The organism is Rothia kristinae NBRC 15354 (assembly GCF_001570865.1).
GTDB classification, from domain to species: Bacteria; Actinomycetota; Actinomycetes; order Actinomycetales; family Micrococcaceae; genus Rothia; species Rothia kristinae.
The window spans coordinates 1-18,103 of record NZ_BCSM01000002.1 but is presented as its reverse complement, the minus strand read 5'-3'; the positions used below and the strand labels follow the sequence as shown (position 1 = coordinate 18,103).

Below are 18,103 nucleotides of genomic sequence, written 5' to 3'. Positions count from 1 at the left end.
GGTCAGCCCGCGGTGGGTGCCTTCTCGCGGGGCTGCTGCGCGGCCTGGACCCGGCCGTTGAGCTCGGCGACGTGCTCGGGGGCCTCCTCGGGGCGGGCCACGGCCGGCGTCGACCCCCACAGCGGCCGTCCGTTGGACTCCGGGGTGAAGCGCAGGGAGATGAACCCGATGACCCCGGTGATCATCAGGTAGTAGGCCGGCCACATGAGGTTCTGGGTCTTGCCCACCAGGGTCTCCATGACCACCGAGGTGGTGCCGCCGAACAGCGAGATGGAGATGTTGAAGGCGATGGACAGGGCCCCGGCGCGCAGGGCGGTGGGGAACAGGGAGGGCAGGGTCGAGGGCATGGTCGCGCTGAAGCAGATCAGGGACAGACCCATGATGAGCAGGCCGAACAGGGTGCTCAGCGTCCCGTCCGCGCGGATCAGCAGCAGGGCGGGGACGGCCAGCAGGATCAGCGCGGCGGAGCCGGTCAGGGCGACGGCGCGCCGGCCCACCCGGTCCGAGAGCCACCCGAGCACGGGGATCAGCGCCAGGCACACGGCCATGACGATGATCTGCAGGATCTGGGAGGTCAGCTCGGAGACGGCCCCGCGCCCGCCCTGCATGCTCGCCATGATCGGGATGTAGGAGGGCATGTAGGCGGTGAGCATGTAGTTGGCGACGTTCCAGGCGATCACCAGGCCGCAGCACACGAGCATGTTGGGCCAGAGCCGGAAGGTCTCCTTCAGCTGGGCGCCCACGCGGTGCTCCTCCTTCGCCGCGGACTTCTTCTCCATGGCCTCGAAGGCGGGGGTGTCATCCAGCTTGGAGCGCAGGTACAGGCCGACCACGCCCAGGGGCAGGGCGACGTAGAAGGGCACCCGCCAGCCCCAGGCCAGCATGGCCTCGGGGCTGAGCACCCCCGGACATGATGGTGGCCAGGGAGGCGCCGAGCAGGTAGCCGGTGAAGGTGCCGGCCTCCAGCATGGAGCCGAGCAGGCCGCGGCGTCGGTCCGGGGCGTATTCGGCGATGAAGGTCATGGCGTTGCCGTACTCCCCGCCGGTGGAGAAGCCCTGCAGCAGCCGGCACAGCAGCAGGAAGGCCGCCCACAGCCCGATGGAGTGGTAGTCCGGCAGGCAGCCGATGAGGAAGGTGCCGGCGGCCATGAGCAGCATGGTCAGCGCGAGCACCCGGTTGCGCCCGATCCGGTCCGAGAGCGGGCCGAAGAACATCCCGCCCAGGGGGCGCACGAGAAAGGCGACGGCGAACAGCCCGGCCACGAGGATGCTGCCGAGCACGCCGTCGGTCTCCGGGAAGAAGACGGTCTTCATGGTCAGCGAGAGGTAGCCGTACACGCCGAAGTCGTACCACTCGGTGATGTTGCCGATGGCGGCCGCCGCGATGGCGCGCTTGATGACGGGCGGTTCGGTGACGGTGACGTCCTCGACCTCCCAGTGCCGATGCTGCTCCTGCTGCGAGGGTCCGGCGACCATGCTCATGCCCTTTCCGTTCGATGCCGCGGGCGCCGCCGGTGGGCCGCGTCCGGCCAGGGATCGGGGCGGCGCGGCGGTGGTCCCCTCGGGCGGCCCTGCGGTCGGCGGGATCGGCAGATCATCACCGTACTGATCTTCTGGCTTCTCGATCCTACAGTGCAGAGGGAAGCTAAGTACCTGCGAGGGTCGTGGTTCTGGACACGCCGCCGCGGTGGGGCCGGGAGCCGTCGCGGACCTGGCCGCACCCGCCCGTCTTGACCGGGCCGCACCCGGCCCGCATGCTGGATTCCGGCCCCGCCCGCGGGATCCGGCGCCCGCGCCGCCCGCACCCCGGCCGGGCCCGCCATCGCACCCCGAGGAGTCCGCCATGATCCCGCTCGCCGCCGCGTCCCCGCTGGCGCTGTCCCCGGGGGAGCTGACCATCGGGATCCTCGCCCTGATCTGCACCGCCCTGTTCCTGGTCGCCCTGGTGGTGGTGGGCAGGTCCCGCCGCATCGACCCGATCGGCAAGCTCGGCTACCTCGTGGTCATGCTCGCCTTCCCCCTGGTCGGCCCGCTGTGGACCCTGTGGACCGTGCGCGGCAAGTCCCGGCCCGACGCCGCGCAGACCGACGACGTCGACCCCCGCCCGCGTCTCTGACCTGGGCCGCGCGCCGAATCCCCTCGACCGACCGCCCCGACCAGACCGACCGCCCCGACCCCGAAGGAGACCGCCCGTGGAGCACTGGGACCCCAGCGTGATGTTCCGGACCGTGGACATCGCGGCGGTGGCCGCCAACGGGCTGCTCGGCGGCGCGGTCGCGCGGGCCTTCCGCTTCGACATCGTCGGCTTCGTCATGCTCGCGATCGTCTCCGGGATGGGCGGGGGCATGATCCGCGACGTCCTGCTCAACTCCGGGTTCCCGGTGGCCCTGACCGACGCCGGGTACTGGGTGGGAGTCCTGGCCGCGGCGGCGGTGGCCTACACCATCGATCTGGGGTCCCGGTGGGCGGATCGGCTGTTGATCGTCCTGGACTTCGTCGGCATGGGGGCCTGGACGGCCACCGGCACCCTGAAGGCCCTCGGGCTGGGGCTGCACTGGCTGCCCGCCGTCGCCCTGGGGGTCACCACCGCGGTGGGCGGCGGGGCCATCCGGGACATCATGGTCAACCGCATCCCGGCGGTGTTCGGCGGGAACTCCCTCTACGCGACGATCGCGGTGATCGGGGGTGCTGAGATGGTGGTCTTCCAGGAGCTGCTGCACCGGCCCAACGTGGGCATGGGTGTGGCGATCGTGACCTGCGGGGTGCTGGGGATCCTGTCCCGCTGGCGCAACTGGCGCCTGCCGGCCCCGGTGGATCTGACGGTCCCGCGCCCCAAGCTGCGCCTGGGGCGGCGTCGGATCCGCCGGGGCCCGCTGAAGGAGCAGGGCTGGACCCCGGGGGAGCCGCTGACCCGCAACCTGGAGACGGTCACCCCGGAGCAGATCCGCCGGCATCGGCGCCGCCGCCGACGCCGCGTGCGCGACCGCGCCTGAATCCGCCGGACTCGCCGGACCCTCAGCGGTCCACGAACACCCCGCGCGCCCGGTCCTTGGCCACGGTGCCCGCCGGGAAGACCCGCCCGGACATCGCGAGGTACACCCCGGGGTCCAGCAGCTGCGCGGCGGTGACGGCCGAGCCCACGTTGAACGGGGCATCCGTGATCCTCATGCAGGAGGGCTGCATCGCCCCGGTGAGCACCACCGTCTTCCCCGCGACGGCCTCCGGATGGGCGAGCAGGTGCTCGGCGGTCTCGGTCATCGTGTCCGTGCCGTGGGTGATGACGATGCGCGGGGTCTCGGCCGCGGCCACCGCCTCGGTGAGGATGCGTCGGTGCTCGGCGGTTATGTCCAGGGAGTCCACGGCGAGCACGCCGCGCACCGCGGTGCGCAGGTTCGTGGCGGCCTGCTCGAGGATCGGGCCGACGGTGGGCTCGTGGATCTCCAGCTGACCGGCGGTGGAGTAGATCTTGTCGATCGTGCCGCCGGTGGTCAGCACCAGCAGGTCGGGGGCGGCGGCGTCGGCGGGCAGTGCGGACATGGGTCTCCTTCGGGAGCGGGGTGGGACCGGACCAGCGTAGACCAGCCCGGGGCGCCGTGAATTCCCCCACGAACCGAGGATCTGCATTGCATCGCTCAGCAGAAGGAGTACCGTAGTCCGGGTTTGTCGACCGGAAAGCATACTTACTGATGAGCCGAACCCATCCCTCACCCGACCGTGTGGCGCTGAGCCCCGACGACATCCACGTCGTGGATCAGCCCGAGATGAAGAAGGCGCTGCGCGCGACCCTCCTGGGCAACTTCATGGAGTGGTTCGACATCGGCGTGTTCGCCTACGTCATGACCTACATCGCCGCGGTGTTCTTCCCGCTGCCGGACCCGTGGGGCCAGCTGGCCACCTTCGCGACCCTGGCCGTGACCTTCGTCGTGCGGCCCTTCGGCGGCCTGGTCCTCGGGCCCCTGGGCGACCGGATCGGACGCCGGGCCATCCTCGCGTTCACGATCATCATGATGTCCCTGGGCACCTTCCTCATCGGCTGCCTGCCCGGCTACTCCGCCTGGGGCCTGGCCGCGCCGATCCTGCTGATCCTGCTGAAGTTCGTCCAGGGCTTCTCCACCGGCGGCGAGTACGCCGGGGCCGCGACCTTCATCGCCGAGTACGCCTCGGACCGTCGCCGCGGCTTCTGGGGCTCCTTCCTGGATCTGGGCTCCTACCTGGGCTTCGCCGCGGCGGCCGCGCTGGTGACCGTCGTCGAGCTGGCCACCACGGACGAGCAGATGCTGGCCTGGGGCTGGCGCATCCCGTTCTGGGTGGCCCTGCCGCTGGGGCTGATCGGGCTGTACATGCGCAGCCACATCAAGGAGTCCCACGCCTTCGAGGCGCAGAGCGAGCAGGTCGCCCAGGATGAGCGGGAGATGGAGAAGACCGGCATGTGGCGCCAGATCGGCTCCCTGATCCGGGACTTCTGGCCGCAGATCCTCATGGGCACCGCCCTGGTCATGTGCGCGCAGGTCGTCGGCTACGCCGTGACCACCTACATGCCCACCTACCTCACCGAGACCCTGGGCTACGACACCCTGCACGGCAACGCCCTGCTGATCCCCGTGCTGATCATCGTCTCCGTGGGCCTGCCGCTGTTCGGGGCCCTCTCGGACCGCATCGGGCGCCGCCCCGTGATGATCACCGGCTGCGTCGTCGGCATCCTCGCCGCGATCCCCGCGTTCCGCCTGATGATGCTGGGCCACACCTGGTCCACGTTCCTGGGGCTGCTGATCATGGGTGTCATCATGATGTTCCAGGTCTCCGTGCAGGCCTCCGCCCTGCCGTCGCTGTTCCCCACGGACCGGCGCTACACCGCGATGGGCCTGATGTTCAACGTGGCCGTGGGGCTGTTCGGCGGCACCACCGGGCTGGTCATCTCCGCGCTGCAGAACCTGTTCGGCACCGAGATGATGGGCGCGTACTACATCATGTTCGCCTGCCTGGTGGGCGGCATCGGCGTGTACTGCATGAAGGAGTCCTCCGGACGCAACCTCATCGGGTCCATGCCGGCCGTGGAGCACGAGGAGGAGGCTCAGGAGGTCGCCGCCACGATCCACGAGAACGAGAAGTACGACCTGTCGACCATGCCGATCGACATCTCCCAGATCCGCACCGACGGCGACGCCGCGGCGTCGTCCGCGGCTGGCCCGTCCGCTGGGACGGGTGCCGGGTCGGGTGCGGCCGGCGGCTCCGGGCAGGAGGCCGCCGGGGTGCGCTGATCCACCCCACGCCGGGTTCGTCCCGGCAACCGCGGCACGGGACCGGCGGAATACCTCTTCCGCCGGTCCCGTTGTGCGTAGGTGACGATGACGACGCCCCGCCGGCACGGCGGAGGCGTCGTGAGCCTCGAGACAAGGAGTCCCCATGACCGAGCGCAACGACATCCCCCGCACCGACCTGTCCGTGTTCCCCCTGAACCTGGGCGGGAACACCTTCGGCTGGACCTCGGATGAGGAGCAGTCCTTCGCCGTGCTGGATGCCTTCGTGGCCGCCGGCGGCAACTTCATCGACACCGCGGACGTGTACTCCGCGTGGGCCGAGGGACACTCCGGCGGGGAGTCCGAGGAGGTCCTCGGGAAGTGGCTGGCCGCCCGCGAGAACCGCGCGGATGTGGTCATCGCGACCAAGGCCGGCCAGCATCCGGAGCACTCCGGGCAGAGCCGCGAGGCCGTGCTCGGGGCGATCGACGCCTCCCTGGAGCGGCTGCAGACCGACCACGTGGATCTGTACTACGCCCACTTCGACGACGAGTCCGTGACCATCGAGGAGCAGGCCCGCGCCTACGACGAGGTCGTGCGCGCCGGGAAGGCCCGGTACGTGGGCCTGTCCAACTACTCCCCGGACCGGATGCGCCAGTGGTTCGAGTTCGCCAAGGCCGAGGGCCTGGCGGTGCCGGTGGCGATCCAGCCGCAGTACAACCTGCTGCACCGCAAGGACTACGAGCAGGGCTACCGGGAGATCGCCCAGGAGTACGACGTCGCCGTGTTCTCCTACTTCTCCCTGGCCTCCGGCTTCCTGACCGGCAAGTACTCCAGCAAGGAGGACCTGGAGGGCGCGGCCCGCAAGGACTTCGTCTCCGGGTACTTCTCCGAGACCGGGATCGACGCCGGGCTGAAGGTCATCGACGCGCTGAAGCGGGTGGCCCTGAACCACGACGTCGAGGTCACCACCGCGGCGCTGGCGTGGCTGCTGGCCAAGGGCGTGACCGCCCCGATCGCCTCGGCCCGCACCCCGGAGCAGCTCGAGGCCCTGATGGCCGCCCCCGGGGTGAAGCTGATCCAGGCCGAGGTGGACGCCCTGGACGAGGCCTCGGAGTCCTTCGCCTGATCCCTGGCCCGGGTGGCCGGGCCGCGTGAGATGCGGGGTTCAGATCCCACCGCAAAACTGGAGATCCCTCCCATAACGGGACGTGACACGTCCCGTTATGGGAAGGATCTCCAGTTTTAGGGGAGGAAGGGCATGCTTCTGCACCGAGGCAGCCGGGTCGGCTACCGGGTGCGGGTGCCCCGCGGCTAGAACAGCGCGGTGGAGAAGGCGAGCAGGCCGAAGACGATGCCGGGCATATTCGCGACAGCCAGGGGCCAGTCCCGCGGGGAGTAGAGCATCCCGTAGATGACCCACAGGGTGCAGTTGATGGAGGCGACCAGCGGCTGGATCCAGTCGCCCTTGTCCCCCTCCAGGTTGCCGATGATCTGCGGGATGTAGGCCACGTACATGGCCACCGACATGCAGGTGGCCACCCATCCCAGGGTCGCGAGCTTCTTGTCCTCCACGGGTCCACCGCTTCCGTCGTCGTCAGTGGGCGTCGGGCGGCGCCCTCGCAGAAGCTTAGCGCGCCGCTGGACCGCGCTCCGCCGCCCAGCCCTGCCGCCGGAATCGACCGCGCGAGATGCGGGGTTCGTCCTCAGATGCGCCGTTCGTGCTGAGATGCCGCACGCCGGGCCGCATCTCAGCACGAACGGCGCACTTCAGCACGAAACCCGCACCTCAGCACCAGCCCGCCCGCGCCCGACGTCGCCGCCGCCGGTCAGCCTCCGTCCCCGGGCTGGACGCTGCGGCGCGCCCACGCCAGGTGCTCCTGCACGGCGTCGCGCCCGGCGGCGGTCAGCGCCCGGTTGTCCCGCAGCATCTGCTCGGCCCGCAGGCGCACGAACTCCGGGTACTCCGGATTTCCGGTGGCCGCGAAGGACTTCCGGGCCGAGGACATCTGGGCGAGGTCCCGGGTCACCTGCCGCAGGATCATCCACCGGCCCCACAGCAGCACCACCGCACACACCAGCAGGGTCACGGACAGCCACGGCAGCCAGGTGTACGCCACCGCCGCCAGCACCATCAGGACGGTGACGGCCACGGCCACGGAGACGACGGGGGCGGCGTCGTACCGGGATTTGTCCAGGGTCTGCTGGCCCACGGCCACGAAGGTCTCCCGGAAGCTCGGCCGCTCCTCCGTCCGTCCTCCGGCCCGCCTGGAGTCGGCCGGATCCTCCGGGTCCCCGGCCGCCTGCCGGTGCGCCCGGCGGCTCACGGGGCGAGGATCCCGGCCCAGTAGCCGAGGATCCCGACGGCGAACATCCCGAAGATGATCCAGATCGCGTTGACCTTGTGCCGCAGCAGCCACATGCACAGGAAGGTCAGCAGCAGCGGCACCAGACCCGGCAGGAGGGAGTCCAGCACGGACTGGACGGTGTTGGTCACGTGCTTGCCGTCGGACTGGGTGTACTCGGAGAGCACGAACGGGATGTTCACGGTGGTCCACTTCGACACCAGCGCCCCCATCACGAACAGACCCATCACGGAGGCGATCTGGGTCAGGCGCTTGAGGGTGTTGCCGCCGACCTCCGAGACCACCTGCACGCCCTTCTGGTACCCCAGCCGGAAGCCGTACCAGCGGGTCGCGATGCGGATGATGTTCAGCACCACGAAGAACAGCAGGGGCCCGAGGATGGATCCGCTCATCGCCAGGGACGCGCCGAGGGCCGCCAGCACGGGTCGGGCGGTGCCCCAGAACAAGGGATCCCCGACGCCGGCCAGCGGACCCATCAGGCCCACCTTCACGTTGGTGACGTCCGCGGCGGAGATGTCCTCCCCCTCGGACTTCTGCCGCTCCATCGCGGCGGTGACCCCGAAGATCGGGGAGGCGATCCACGGCTGGGTGTTGAAGAACTCCAGGTGCCGGCCCAGGGCCGCGGCCTGGTCCTCCTTCTTCGTGTAGAACCGCCGGATGGCGGGGATCATGCTCACGCACACGCCGATGGCCTGCATGCGCTCGAAGTTGAAGGAGCCGAGCATGAAGGTCGAGCGGAAGTACGTGGAGGCGTAGTCGCGGCGGGTCAGGCGCTTCTGGGCGGTGGCCGTCGCCTCGGCGCCGGAGACGGCGTCGGGCTGGGCGGGGGTGTGCTGCACGGTCATGGGGTGGCTCCTACTCGAGCTCGTTGTCCAGGCGCGGGCCGGTGCTCGCCGCGGCGGGTGCGGGGGCCTGGATGCGGTCGTGGAAGACGGGGTTCAGCTGCACGTAGACGACGGCCAGGCAGGCGCCGATGATGCCCAGACCCACGAGGTTGAAGTCCGGGATGAAGGCGGCCAGCACGAAGCCGAGGAAGAAGAACGGCATGAGCGAGCGGGCCTTCATCATGTTGATGACCATCGCGTACCCGACGACGACGATGAACCCGCCGGCGATCTGCAGGCCGGTGGTGACGACGTCGGGGATCGCGTTCAGCCACTGCTCGACGATGCTGGTCCCGGCCACCGCGGCGACGGCGGCGGTGGGGATCGCCACGCGCAGGCCCTGCAGCAGCAGCGCGGAGAAGTGCATCAGCTCGATGCCGCGGAAGTTGGCCTGTTCGGCGAAGCGGTCGGCTTGATGTTGGAAGAACACGGCGATGGTGCGCACGAAGATGGTGAGCACCTGCCCGGCCGCGGCCAGGGGCACGGCGATCGCGATGCCCTCGCCGATGGACTGGTTTCCGAGGATCACGACGGCGGAGGCGACGGTGCCGGCGAGGGCGGCGTCGGGGGCCATGGCGGCGCCGACGTTCATCCAGCCCAGGGCGATCAGTTCGAGGGAGCCGCCCAGGACGATGCCGGTCTGCAGGTCCCCGAGGACCAGGCCCATCAGGGTGCAGGTGACGATGGGGCGGTGGAACTGGCGCTCGTCGAGCACCGAGGCCATGCCGGCGATCAGCGCGACGAGCACGACCAGGACGAATTGGACGGGGGTCATCGGAGCATGCCTTTCTCCTTCAGGGTGGCCATCATGTCCTGGCGGGAGCTGCTGGGCACCTGCTGCAGGATGAGGGGGATGCCGAGGTCGTGGATGGCGCGGTAGGCGGCGACGTGCTTGTCGTCCACGGACACGGCTTCGGAGACCTGGGTCATGCCCTTGCGGTAGGTGACCCCGCCGACGTTGACCTCCTTGACGCGCACCCCCTCGCGCAGCAGCCGCAGCGCGTCCATCGGGGATTCCACGACGATCATGGTGCGCATCCCGGCGTAGTCCGGGTTCCAGTACACGCGCACGGTGCGCTCCACGGTGAGCACGTTGGTGCGCACCGAGGCGGGTCCGACCTGCAGCAGCAGGGTCTTGCGCAGGGTGTCCTCCGCGGCGGCGTCGCTGGCGGCGATCAGCGTCCTGGGGGCGATGTCGTTGACCCAGTTGTTGGCGACCTGCCCGTGGATCAGCCGGGAGTCGATGCGCAGGAACGCGACGTCCATGTGGCGTTCGGGGTCCCGGGGGATCTCCTCCAGGGGGACGACGGCGCCGGCCGGGGCCGCCTGCGGGGCCTGACCCGCTGCGGCCGGGGCGGCGGTGGCGCCGGGCGGGGTCAGGGCGGAGCGGGCGGCGGCGTCGGTGGAGGCCTGCCCGTCCGGGCTCGTCTGCTCGGCACCCGCGGCGGGAGCCGAGCCGGCGGCCGGGGCCTGCTGGGTCGGAGTCTTCTGCGCCGGGGCCATGGTCTCCTTGAAGCTGCGGACTCCGCGGGATCCGGCCTTCACGGCCTTGGCCACGAGCTTCTCCACGGTGGCGGTGGGCCGCTTGGCGGCGGGTAGGACCTCCAGGAGCATGGGCACGTTGACGCCGGTGACGACGTCGGCGTGCTCGCGTTCGGCGACGAAGCGGGCTCCGGCGTTGTAGGGGCTGCCGCCGAAGAGGTCGACGAGCAGCAGCACGTCCTCCTCCGGGCCGACGGCGGCTGCGTAGGCCTCCAGCAGGTCCTCGGGGCCCTGGCCGGGCAGGAACGTCACGGGGGTGACGCCCTCGATCTCCCCGAGGATCATGCCGGAGGTCTTCAGCAGCGCCGGGGCCGTCTCCCCGTGCGCTGCGACGATGATCGCGACCATACGTCATCCTCCGATGGTGCGGCGGGACGGCGCCTCCGTGCGGAAGCCCGGTCCCGAAGTGATGGGTGGAGCCGGGGCGGGCGGTGCGGCGCGTCTCGGCGCGCTCAGTGTAGCTCCGCCGGAGATCGGAGGCGGGCAGGCGCGCGAGTATGACGGCGCGGCGGCGGGGTCAGACGGTGATCTCGATGCGGTTGCCCTCCGCATCCAGGAAGGCGGTCCCGTAGTAGCCGTCCCCGGTCGTGCGCGGGCCGTCGAGGATCTCGTAGCCGTCGGCGCGCAGCCGGTGGGTCAGCTCGTCCACGGCCTGCTCGGAGCCCAGGGACAGGGCCAGGTGGTTCCAGCCGAAGGCCGTGTGCCCTGCGCCGTCGGTGAGCTCCGGACGGGTCATGATCTCCAGACGGGTGCCGTCCTGGAAGGTGAGGAAGTGGGTGCGCAGCCCGGTGCGGGGGTTGTGGTAGCCGGCGTCGGCGGTGGCGCCGAAGTAGGTCTGCCAGAAGCCGCGGGCGGCCTCCAGGTCCCGGACGCAGATCGCGGTGTGGTCGATGCGGGGCATGGGTCTCCTCCGAGGGGATCGATGGCGGGGCGCGGCCTCGCGGCCGCGCGATGCGATCACGGTAAGTGGTTGGATGATCACATGCAACGATCACATCGGCAGAAGATGATCATCGAGGCGGTGCGCTCCGGCGGGGAGGTCAGTGTGGTGGGGCTGGTGCGGCTCACCGGCGCCTCGCCGATCACCGTGCGACGGGATCTGGCCCAGCTGCAGGACCTCGGCTAGCTGTACTAACCGGACACGTTGATCGAGAAGCGTGCCCCGGAGCTCGACGGTTGCCGGTCGAGCTCATGACCGGCTGGCCAGCAGGTGGTGGGATGCGGTGCGAGCCTCAGTGAAGACTGTGGGGTCCTGGTGGATGGATGCGGTGACCTGGGCACCTTCGTGGAGTAGGTGGAGTAGACCGGCCATGCGGTGGTTGCCTTCGGCCAGGATCGTGAAGAGTGCCAACATCCAGTTCTTCTCGTTCAGGATGATCCTTGTGGCCTGGTGGTCACTGGCCCCGATTTCGGCCCAGGCGTTGGCGAAGGCGCAGCCGCGGAGTGTGTCTCCGGCCCACCGGATGGTGTGGTCGTAGACGATGTCGAGGCCTTCCGCGAGGCTGGCTTGCTGCAGTGCGGTCACGAGTTCGCCCTGCCAGTTATGGGCGCGTTGTTGCAGGTAGCAGGCGACGAGATGGTCCTTGGAGCCGAAGCGCTGGTAGAGGGTTCGCTTGGTCGTGCTGGCACGCTCGGCGATGCTGTCGACGCCCGTGGCGGTGATGCCCTGTTCCCGGAAGAGCCATGTCGCGGCGTCGAGGATCCGGTGGCCCGCCGGGGTGGTGCTCACTGGAGCGAAGGGTTCGAGATCCATGTCCATGGTTGCTCCTGGCTCGGATGCGGATACACTGACAGTATACCGACCGGTATGGTTACCTGTTGCGATGCGATGGATCTTGGCTGCAGCATTCGTGATGACGTGGAGCTCTGGTTTCGTGGGCGCGTCCTTGGCCGACCAGACGGCGGTGGGAGTCTGGGGGCTACTGGCTTGGCGCTACCTGGTGACCGCGGCAGTGCTCCTTGTCGTCTCTATGGTGACGTCCTCGACCCGCCGAGCGGTGGTCGACGTGGGACGCGGTGATCTGTTGCGACAGGTTGCCTTGTCGCTGCTGTCGCATGTCGTATTCCTCGGCGGGGTGTTCCTTGCCGCCCACCACGGGCTAGATGCCGGGCTGTCTGCCCTGGTGTGCGCACTGCAGCCCTTGCTGGTCACCGCCGTGGGGCGACTGGTCTTCTCTGATTCCGTCAGCATTCGCCAGTGGGCTGGTCTTGGTGTGGCGCTTGCCGGTGTGACCCTCAGCGTTGGTGGGATCAGCGCGGCCGGCGTGGCCAGTGTCGGCCTGGTGGTGGCAAGCCTGCTCGGCCTGTCCACGGCTGCGCTCCTGGAGCGCGTGTGGCAACCGGCAATGCCGGTCATGCTCAGCCTGACTATTCAAGTCTGTGTGGCGGCTGGATTCTTCATGCTCTGCGCGCTCGCCGATGGGAGCTTCCGCGTTCCCGTCTCCGGACGGTTGGTGCTGGCGCTCATCTGGCTCGTTCTCCTGTCAGGCCTGGGCGGCTATGCCACCTTCACCTGGTGCCTGCGCCACGTGGGGGCCACCGCAACCAGCACCCTGCTCTACCTGACAGCCCCCGTCACGATGTTGTGGGCCTGGGCCATGTTCGGTCAGCGGCCTTCCCCCATCCAATGGGCGGGGCTGCTTGTCGTGCTGGGCGGAGTGGCCTGCGCCACCACACGCATTGAAAGGTCAGCGGCAGAACCGGCATGAGCCAGCGCACACAACTCGCCCATGTACCCGCGAGGCAACCACTCTAAGAATGAGGCCATGAATGACTCACCAGAACGCTGCGCTGACACCCCGCCATCGCCTCAAGGTCGCCCAACTCGTGGTTGACCACGGGTGGCCGATCAGTGAGGTCGCCGCCCGTTTCCAGGTCTCTTGGCCGACTGTGAAGCGCTGGGCCGATCGCTACCGCCAGGGCGAGTCCATGCAGGACCGATCATCCAGACCCCGCTACTCGCCCAACCGGACCAGCCCGCAGACCACCCGGCGCTGCATCAACCTGCGACTGCGCCTTCGCGAGGGGCCAGTCCAGTTGGCCTGTCGACTCGGCATCGCCCCGTCCACGGTCCACCGCATCCTGGTCGACGCGCACCTGAACCGGCTGTCCCACGTCGACCGCGCCACCGGCGAGCCGGTCCGCCGCTACGAGCACGACCATCCCGGCGCGATGCTGCACGTCGATGTGAAGAAGCTCGGCAACATTCCCGACGGCGGCGGCTGTTGCTACGTCGGACGCCGCCAAGGCGAGAAGAACCGCGCGACAACCCCGGGCAAGCCGAAGAACAAGCACTACGACCCGTTGATGGGCAAGGCCTACGTCCACACCGTCATCGACGACCACTCCCGCGTCGCCTACGCCGAGATCCACGACGACGAAACCGCGATCACCGCCACCGCGGTCCTGGTGCGGGCTGTCGAGTGGTTCAACGCCCGCGGCGCCACCGTCGAGCGCGTCCTGTCGGACAACGGCGGCGCCTACCGCTCACACCTATGGCGCGACACCTGCGCAGAGCTCGGCATCCGGCACAAGCGCACCCGTCCGTATCGGCCGCAGACCAACGGAAAAATCGAGCGCTTCCACCGCACCCTGGCTGACGGCTGGGCCTACGCCCGCTGCTACACCTCCGAAGCCGAACGCCGAGGTGAGCTGGACGGGTGGCTGCACTACTACAACCAGCACCGGCCCCACACGGCCTGTGGCAACCAGCCGCCGTTCTCACGATTGACCAACGTCCCCGATCAGGACAGCTAGCTGGTGCGCACCCACGGCGGGGCCCGGCGCGGCACTGCCCACGGCGTCCCCCGCCCCTACGCCGAGCGGGCGGAGGAGGATCCGGGGCTCAAGGCGGCGATGGCGCGGGCCGCGGCCGAGCTGATCGGGGACGGGGAGGCGGTGATCGTGGATGACGACACCACCTGCGCCGCGCTCGCCGCGCGGCTGGCCGGGCGTCCGATCCAGGCCCTGGCTCTGTCCCTGCGCGCCGCGGGGGAGCTGGCGGCCCGTCCCGGGGCCGACGTCGTGGTGCCGGGCGGTCCGGTGCGCCCGGTGGCGCTGTGCTTCCAGGGTGCGCAGGCGGTGGAGGCGGTGCGGGATTTCCGGGCCGACGTCGCGGTGCTCGGCGCCTGTTCGGCCGCCCCCGGGCACGGGCTCACCGCCACGGAGGCCGAGGACGCGCGCCTGAAGCGGGCGTGCTTGGAGACCGCGGGGCGCAGCATCCTGCTGGTCTCCCCGGAGAAGCTGGAGCGCAGCTCGGTGCACCGCTTCGGGCGGATCGAGGACGTCTCGGCGCTGGTCACGGGGGCGACGGCCCGCCCGAGCCACCTGGAGGCCTTTCGGGCCGCGGGGGTCCAGGTCGTCACGGTGGCCCCGGAGTAGCCGGTCCCGGATGCCGCGTCGGCCGCCTCAGCTGCCGGAGGTTCGGCGCCGACTCTCCTTCTCCAGGGCCTCGATGAGCTCGTCCTTGGTCATCTCGGAGCGGCCCTCGATGCCCAGCCGCTGCGCCTGCTCGTACAGGTGCTCCTTGGAGGCGCGGGCGTTGACCCCGCCGGCGGTCTCGCCCTCGTCGCGTCCGGCGGAGGCGGCCCGATCGTCCGAGTCCCCGTACTGCTCCTTCTGCTCCCAGCGGTCCCCGACCTTCTCGTGGGTGTGCTTCAGCTGGGCCCACGCCGTGCGGGCGGCCCGCTCGGCGTCGTCGTACTCCTCCATCGCGGAGTCGTAGGTCTGCGCGTAGGTGTCCTGGGCCTTGCGGTCCGAGCGCTGCAGGGTCTTCGGCAGCTCCTCGGCGCGGGCGCGGTCGTTCCCGTCGGTCTTCGGCACGGGGTTCTCCTCTCGAAGGCGGTTCGCCTCCCAACCTAGCCCCGGCGCCCGCCCACCGGCAGCATCCGCAGGACCCCGGGGATCCCGGTCAGCTCGCCCGGGTCCGCCCCGTGCAGGACGGCGCCCCACCGCGCTCGCAGCTCCCGGCCGGCCCGCTCCAGGGTGTCGGGATCGTAGGAGTCCATCAGCTGCGGCCCGGTCACCCCGGCCCCGGCCTCCTCCTGCCCGGTGCGCCAGGCGGGGTGCGGGAAGAGCAGCGGCAGCTCGGCCAGATGGCAGCAGGCCAGGGGATGCCCGGGGCGCCCGAACTCGAAGCGGTACAGCCCCACCCGGCCCCCGGCGTCGCGGAACCGGCGTGCCCAGCGGCGGGCGTCCTTGGCGTAGATGCGCCGGGTCAGGGCCCGCACCAGGGGTTCGACGACGCCGCGCGAGCCCCAGCGGGTGCGTCCCAGGCGCTGCAGGGGCGGCAGGATCCCGGTGAACAGGCCGACCTCCCGCGCCGTCGTCCCGATCAGCAGGTCCACGGCCTCGGCCGCGCGGCGCCATCCCTCCTCCAGCCGCTCCTCGGGCGGCAGGGGGTCCGCGCCGTAGCGGGTGGAGAAGGGCATGAACTTCGCGGCTCCCCGGCGCAGGGCCAGCCGGTTGATCCCGGATTCCCGGGCGACGATCTGCTCCGGGGCCTCCGCGAGCATCCGCTCGGTCTGCTCGGCGGAGGGGGCCAGGGCCTCCCAGACCCGCTGGGTCCGCCCGTGCACGATCCCCAGGGGCGCGGACTGCACGATCGCCCGGCGGATCATCCGGGTCGCGGGGCCCTGCGCGTCCGCGGCCAGCAACAGGTCCCAGGCGGCGTGCCCGCCCGCCGACTGCCCGGCCACGGTGATGTTGCCCGGGTCCCCGCCGAAGGCCGCGATGTTCCGGTGCGTCCAGCGCAGGGCCTCGAGCTGATCCAGCAGCCCGGCGTTGGCTTCGCGGGAGCCGGCGTCGCCGAGGTAGCCGAACAGCCCCAGCCGGTAGGTCACGCTGACCACGATCACGCCCTGCTCCCGCACCAGCCAGCGCGGATCGTAGTGCGGGAGGTCCCCGGCGCCGCCGGTGTAGGAGCCGCCGTGGATCCACAGCAGCACCGGCAGGTCCGTGCGCCCATCCTCCGGCCGGGTGATGCTCAGCCGCTGGCAGTGCTCGTCGAAGCCGAGGGCGATCAGCCGCTCATCGGTGTCCTGGTGGCGCTGGGGGCAGGCCGGGGCGGGAATGTCCGCGGGGAAGGGATGCTGCGGACTGGTCTGCGGGTAGGCGAAGGGTGTGGGAGCGGCGAAGCGCTGGGCCTCGGCGTACCGGATGCCCCGGGCCCGCACGACGCCGTCCTCGCGCACCGTGCGGAAGGAGCCCGCGGGCGCGGTGACGATCTGCCAGGGGCGGACATGCTGCGGGGCGTCGGTCATGGACCGAGCCTATCCGGGCCCGTCCCCAGCGGTGCCGCCCGATGGCGGGCACCGGGCGGCACCTGCGGTGCACCCCCGGACGCACCCATGCCGACCCGTCGGCCCTCCCGTCGGATCCGGGTGGCTGCCGCCGTCGTCACGGAGGGCGGGCGGTGCGTGCGGCTCGGGGAGCCGGGGATCGCGGGTGGTGGGGCGGTTGGGGTCGGCATGGCGCCAGATGAGGAGGGGACTCATCAGCGAGTCCGTCTCCTGTGAGCGGTGGAAGGGAGGCCTCCCCGGGTCCTCGATGGGGTCTCGCCCTCATCGCGGTGACCGGGGAGCCTCGCTTCGCTGCGGTGCGGAATCCGCGGGGTCCGGGCCGGTGCCTTCCGTGCTGTGTCTCGCCGTACGGGATGCCCTGGGCGGTGTGCTGTCAGCTCAGCGGGGTCGAAGCGGTCCGGGGCCTCAGCGGGCCCGCGCGTGCTCTTCTGCGGGGTCAGCGATCATGTGCTCTCCCGTCTGCCGGTGGAATCGGTCCGGTTGATCAACCGCTTCCAGTGTCCCACCGTGGGCCCGCGAGGGGAAGACCTGAACGCGACTTTTCGTGATCCGGATCGCAGACCGGCGCGATGCCGGATCGCGAGGTGTCGTACGGAGTCCCGCGCGGGTCGGCGGGCCGGATCAGGCGGACGCGGCGGCGTCGTCGTTCTCGGCGGGCAGCCCCCACGCCTGGGCGAGGATCTCCATGGAGCGGCGGGACTGCTCGGTGGTCGGGGACTGCAGGGACACCATCAGCTCGTCGGCCTGCGCCTGGGCGGTGAAGCGCTCCAGGTACTCCCGCACCTGATCCCCGGTGCCCTGGGCGGTGAAGCGCAGCATGTCGATGATCTGGTGCCCGGCGGGGGAATCCACCAGCAGGTCCAGCTCCTCCTCCGTGAACTCCCTGCCGCGGCCCACCATGGCCTTGACCCGGTTGCGCCGGACCAGTCGGGTCTGCTCGGCGGCCTCCTCCTCGGTGTCCGCGGCGGTGACGTTCACGGCGGCGATGACGTACGGCTCGGCCAGGTGCTCGGAGGGCTGGAAGGTCTCCCGATACACCGTGGTGGCCTGCTCCAGGGCCGCGGGGGCGAAGTGCGAGGCGAAGGAGTACGGCAGACCCAGCCGGGCCGCCAGCTGCGCGCCGAACAGGGAGGAGCCCAGGATGTACAGGGGAACGTTGGTCCCGCGCCCGGGGATCGCCTCCACCCCGGGGATGCGGGAGGAGCCGGACAGGTACCCCTGCAGCTCGACGACGTCGCTGGGGAAGCGCTCGGCGTCCTGGGGGTCCCGGCGCAGCGCCTGCAGGGTGCGCATGTCCGTGCCGGGGGCCCGGCCCAGCCCCAGGTCGATCCGGCCCGGGTACAGCTCCGCGAGGGTGCCGAACTGCTCGGCGACGGTCAGCGGTGAGTGGTTGGGCAGCATGACGCCGCCGGCGCCCAGCCGGATGCGGCGGGTGTGCGCTCCGATGTGCGAGATCAGCACGGCCGGGGCGGCGGAGGAGATGCTGGGCATGTTGTGGTGCTCGGCGTACCAGATCCGCGAGTAGCCCAGGGCCTCGGCGCGCTGGGCCATGTCCACGGAGCGGACATAGCTGTCCGCGGGGGTCTCGCCGTCGTAGACGGTCGCGAAGTCGATGAGGGACAGGGGGAGCATGGTGAGCCTTCTTTCGAGACGGTGAGCGATCGCGGTGGCCGCTCCCGCGTTGTCCGCGAGATCGGGGCGCGGGGACGACGGGCGCGGACGCCGGTTCTGCACGGGTGCAACGGCCGATCCCGGTCGGGCTATTCCGGGGGGGG

General features: G+C 70.7%; 21 protein-coding genes. 8 read left to right on the top strand and 13 right to left on the bottom strand.

Features of this window, described 5'->3' with window-relative positions; genetic code table 11:
* Window positions 1–2 precede the first annotated feature (2 nt).
* The gene (locus KKR01S_RS11090) at window positions 3–902 is read right to left on the bottom strand and encodes an MFS transporter (RefSeq protein WP_207483734.1); all 900 of its coding nucleotides are present in this window, start codon (window positions 900–902) and stop codon (window positions 3–5) included.
* Window positions 799–1,482: an MFS transporter gene (locus KKR01S_RS11420; RefSeq protein ID WP_217995722.1), complete on the bottom strand. Its 684-nt coding sequence runs from the start codon at window positions 1,480–1,482 to the stop codon at window positions 799–801. Before KKR01S_RS11420 ends, KKR01S_RS11090 begins: the two co-directional genes overlap by 104 nt.
* Window positions 1,483–1,843: 361 nt before the next feature.
* On the opposite strand from KKR01S_RS11420, the gene KKR01S_RS01335 reads away from it, so the two are divergent.
* Together KKR01S_RS01335 and KKR01S_RS01330 are read left to right on the top strand one after the other, a co-directional pair.
* Window positions 1,844–2,116 (top strand): hypothetical protein, encoded by a 273-nt coding sequence (locus KKR01S_RS01335; RefSeq protein WP_058743561.1) that lies wholly within the window; start codon window positions 1,844–1,846, stop codon window positions 2,114–2,116.
* Between the two features lie 76 nt (window positions 2,117–2,192).
* Window positions 2,193–2,993: a trimeric intracellular cation channel family protein gene (locus tag KKR01S_RS01330; protein ID WP_058730979.1), complete on the top strand. Its 801-nt coding sequence runs from the start codon at window positions 2,193–2,195 to the stop codon at window positions 2,991–2,993.
* Between the two features lie 22 nt (window positions 2,994–3,015).
* Here the strand turns inward: KKR01S_RS01330 and KKR01S_RS01325 are convergent, their stop codons facing one another.
* Entirely contained in the window at window positions 3,016–3,537 is a 522-nt protein-coding gene (locus KKR01S_RS01325; RefSeq protein WP_058730980.1) for an asparaginase domain-containing protein, read from the bottom strand.
* Between the two features lie 149 nt (window positions 3,538–3,686).
* Between KKR01S_RS01325 and KKR01S_RS01320 the strand changes: the two genes are divergently transcribed.
* Together KKR01S_RS01320 and KKR01S_RS01315 are read left to right on the top strand one after the other, a co-directional pair.
* Window positions 3,687–5,258, top strand: a complete 1,572-nt coding sequence (locus KKR01S_RS01320) for an MFS transporter (RefSeq protein ID WP_081047763.1) — start codon at window positions 3,687–3,689, stop codon at window positions 5,256–5,258.
* Between the two features lie 145 nt (window positions 5,259–5,403).
* Window positions 5,404–6,366, top strand: a complete 963-nt coding sequence (locus KKR01S_RS01315) for an aldo/keto reductase (protein ID WP_061225101.1) — start codon at window positions 5,404–5,406, stop codon at window positions 6,364–6,366.
* Between the two features lie 185 nt (window positions 6,367–6,551).
* On the opposite strand, the gene KKR01S_RS01310 is transcribed toward KKR01S_RS01315, so the two are convergent.
* The 6 genes from KKR01S_RS01310 to KKR01S_RS01285 all read right to left on the bottom strand — a co-directional run bounded on the left by KKR01S_RS01310 (window position 6,552) and on the right by KKR01S_RS01285 (window position 10,930).
* Window positions 6,552–6,812 carry a SemiSWEET family transporter gene (locus KKR01S_RS01310; RefSeq protein WP_058730982.1) on the bottom strand — a complete coding sequence of 87 codons (261 nt, stop codon included), beginning with the start codon at window positions 6,810–6,812 and terminating at the stop codon, window positions 6,552–6,554.
* 254 nt (window positions 6,813–7,066) lie between these two features.
* A complete protein-coding gene (locus KKR01S_RS01305) occupies window positions 7,067–7,564 on the bottom strand; it encodes a hypothetical protein (protein WP_061225100.1) in 498 nt (165 codons plus the stop codon).
* On the bottom strand, window positions 7,561–8,448 hold the full coding sequence (locus KKR01S_RS01300; protein ID WP_061225099.1) for a PTS system mannose/fructose/sorbose family transporter subunit IID: 888 nt from the start codon (window positions 8,446–8,448) through the stop codon (window positions 7,561–7,563). Before KKR01S_RS01300 ends, KKR01S_RS01305 begins: the two co-directional genes overlap by 4 nt.
* 10 nt (window positions 8,449–8,458) lie before the next feature.
* Window positions 8,459–9,262: a PTS mannose/fructose/sorbose transporter subunit IIC gene (locus KKR01S_RS01295; RefSeq protein ID WP_061225098.1), complete on the bottom strand. Its 804-nt coding sequence runs from the start codon at window positions 9,260–9,262 to the stop codon at window positions 8,459–8,461.
* Window positions 9,259–10,377, bottom strand: a complete 1,119-nt coding sequence (locus KKR01S_RS10465; RefSeq protein WP_061225097.1) for a mannose/fructose/sorbose PTS transporter subunit IIA — start codon at window positions 10,375–10,377, stop codon at window positions 9,259–9,261. Before KKR01S_RS10465 ends, KKR01S_RS01295 begins: the two co-directional genes overlap by 4 nt.
* A gap of 169 nt (window positions 10,378–10,546) precedes the next feature.
* The gene (locus KKR01S_RS01285; RefSeq protein ID WP_061225096.1) at window positions 10,547–10,930 is read right to left on the bottom strand and encodes a VOC family protein; all 384 of its coding nucleotides are present in this window, start codon (window positions 10,928–10,930) and stop codon (window positions 10,547–10,549) included.
* An 81-nt stretch (window positions 10,931–11,011) separates the two neighbouring features.
* Between KKR01S_RS01285 and KKR01S_RS10455 the strand changes: the two genes are divergently transcribed.
* Entirely contained in the window at window positions 11,012–11,155 is a 144-nt protein-coding gene (locus KKR01S_RS10455) for a DeoR family transcriptional regulator (protein ID WP_131800566.1), read from the top strand.
* A 63-nt stretch (window positions 11,156–11,218) separates the two neighbouring features.
* Here KKR01S_RS10455 and KKR01S_RS01280 read toward each other — a convergent pair whose 3' ends face one another.
* Window positions 11,219–11,788, bottom strand: a complete 570-nt coding sequence (locus KKR01S_RS01280) for a TetR/AcrR family transcriptional regulator (protein WP_061225095.1) — start codon at window positions 11,786–11,788, stop codon at window positions 11,219–11,221.
* A 76-nt stretch (window positions 11,789–11,864) separates the two neighbouring features.
* Between KKR01S_RS01280 and KKR01S_RS01275 the strand changes: the two genes are divergently transcribed.
* The 3 genes from KKR01S_RS01275 to KKR01S_RS01265 all read left to right on the top strand — a co-directional run bounded on the left by KKR01S_RS01275 (window position 11,865) and on the right by KKR01S_RS01265 (window position 14,409).
* Window positions 11,865–12,737 (top strand): DMT family transporter, encoded by an 873-nt coding sequence (locus KKR01S_RS01275; RefSeq protein WP_196826278.1) that lies wholly within the window; start codon window positions 11,865–11,867, stop codon window positions 12,735–12,737.
* A gap of 61 nt (window positions 12,738–12,798) precedes the next feature.
* Window positions 12,799–13,785, top strand: coding sequence for an IS481 family transposase (locus KKR01S_RS01270; protein WP_061225094.1), 987 nt, complete (start codon window positions 12,799–12,801; stop codon window positions 13,783–13,785).
* Between the two features lie 3 nt (window positions 13,786–13,788).
* Window positions 13,789–14,409, top strand: a complete 621-nt coding sequence (locus KKR01S_RS01265; protein ID WP_061225093.1) for a DeoR/GlpR family DNA-binding transcription regulator — start codon at window positions 13,789–13,791, stop codon at window positions 14,407–14,409.
* Window positions 14,410–14,436: 27 nt separating this feature from the next.
* Here the strand turns inward: KKR01S_RS01265 and KKR01S_RS11205 are convergent, their stop codons facing one another.
* The 3 genes from KKR01S_RS11205 to KKR01S_RS01250 all read right to left on the bottom strand — a co-directional run bounded on the left by KKR01S_RS11205 (window position 14,437) and on the right by KKR01S_RS01250 (window position 17,960).
* Window positions 14,437–14,850 (bottom strand): ChaB family protein, encoded by a 414-nt coding sequence (locus KKR01S_RS11205; protein ID WP_058730992.1) that lies wholly within the window; start codon window positions 14,848–14,850, stop codon window positions 14,437–14,439.
* A 35-nt stretch (window positions 14,851–14,885) separates the two neighbouring features.
* Window positions 14,886–16,289 (bottom strand): carboxylesterase family protein, encoded by a 1,404-nt coding sequence (locus KKR01S_RS11200; protein ID WP_061225092.1) that lies wholly within the window; start codon window positions 16,287–16,289, stop codon window positions 14,886–14,888.
* Between the two features lie 660 nt (window positions 16,290–16,949).
* Window positions 16,950–17,960 carry an LLM class flavin-dependent oxidoreductase gene (locus KKR01S_RS01250; protein ID WP_058730994.1) on the bottom strand — a complete coding sequence of 337 codons (1,011 nt, stop codon included), beginning with the start codon at window positions 17,958–17,960 and terminating at the stop codon, window positions 16,950–16,952.
* Window positions 17,961–18,103 lie beyond the last annotated feature (143 nt).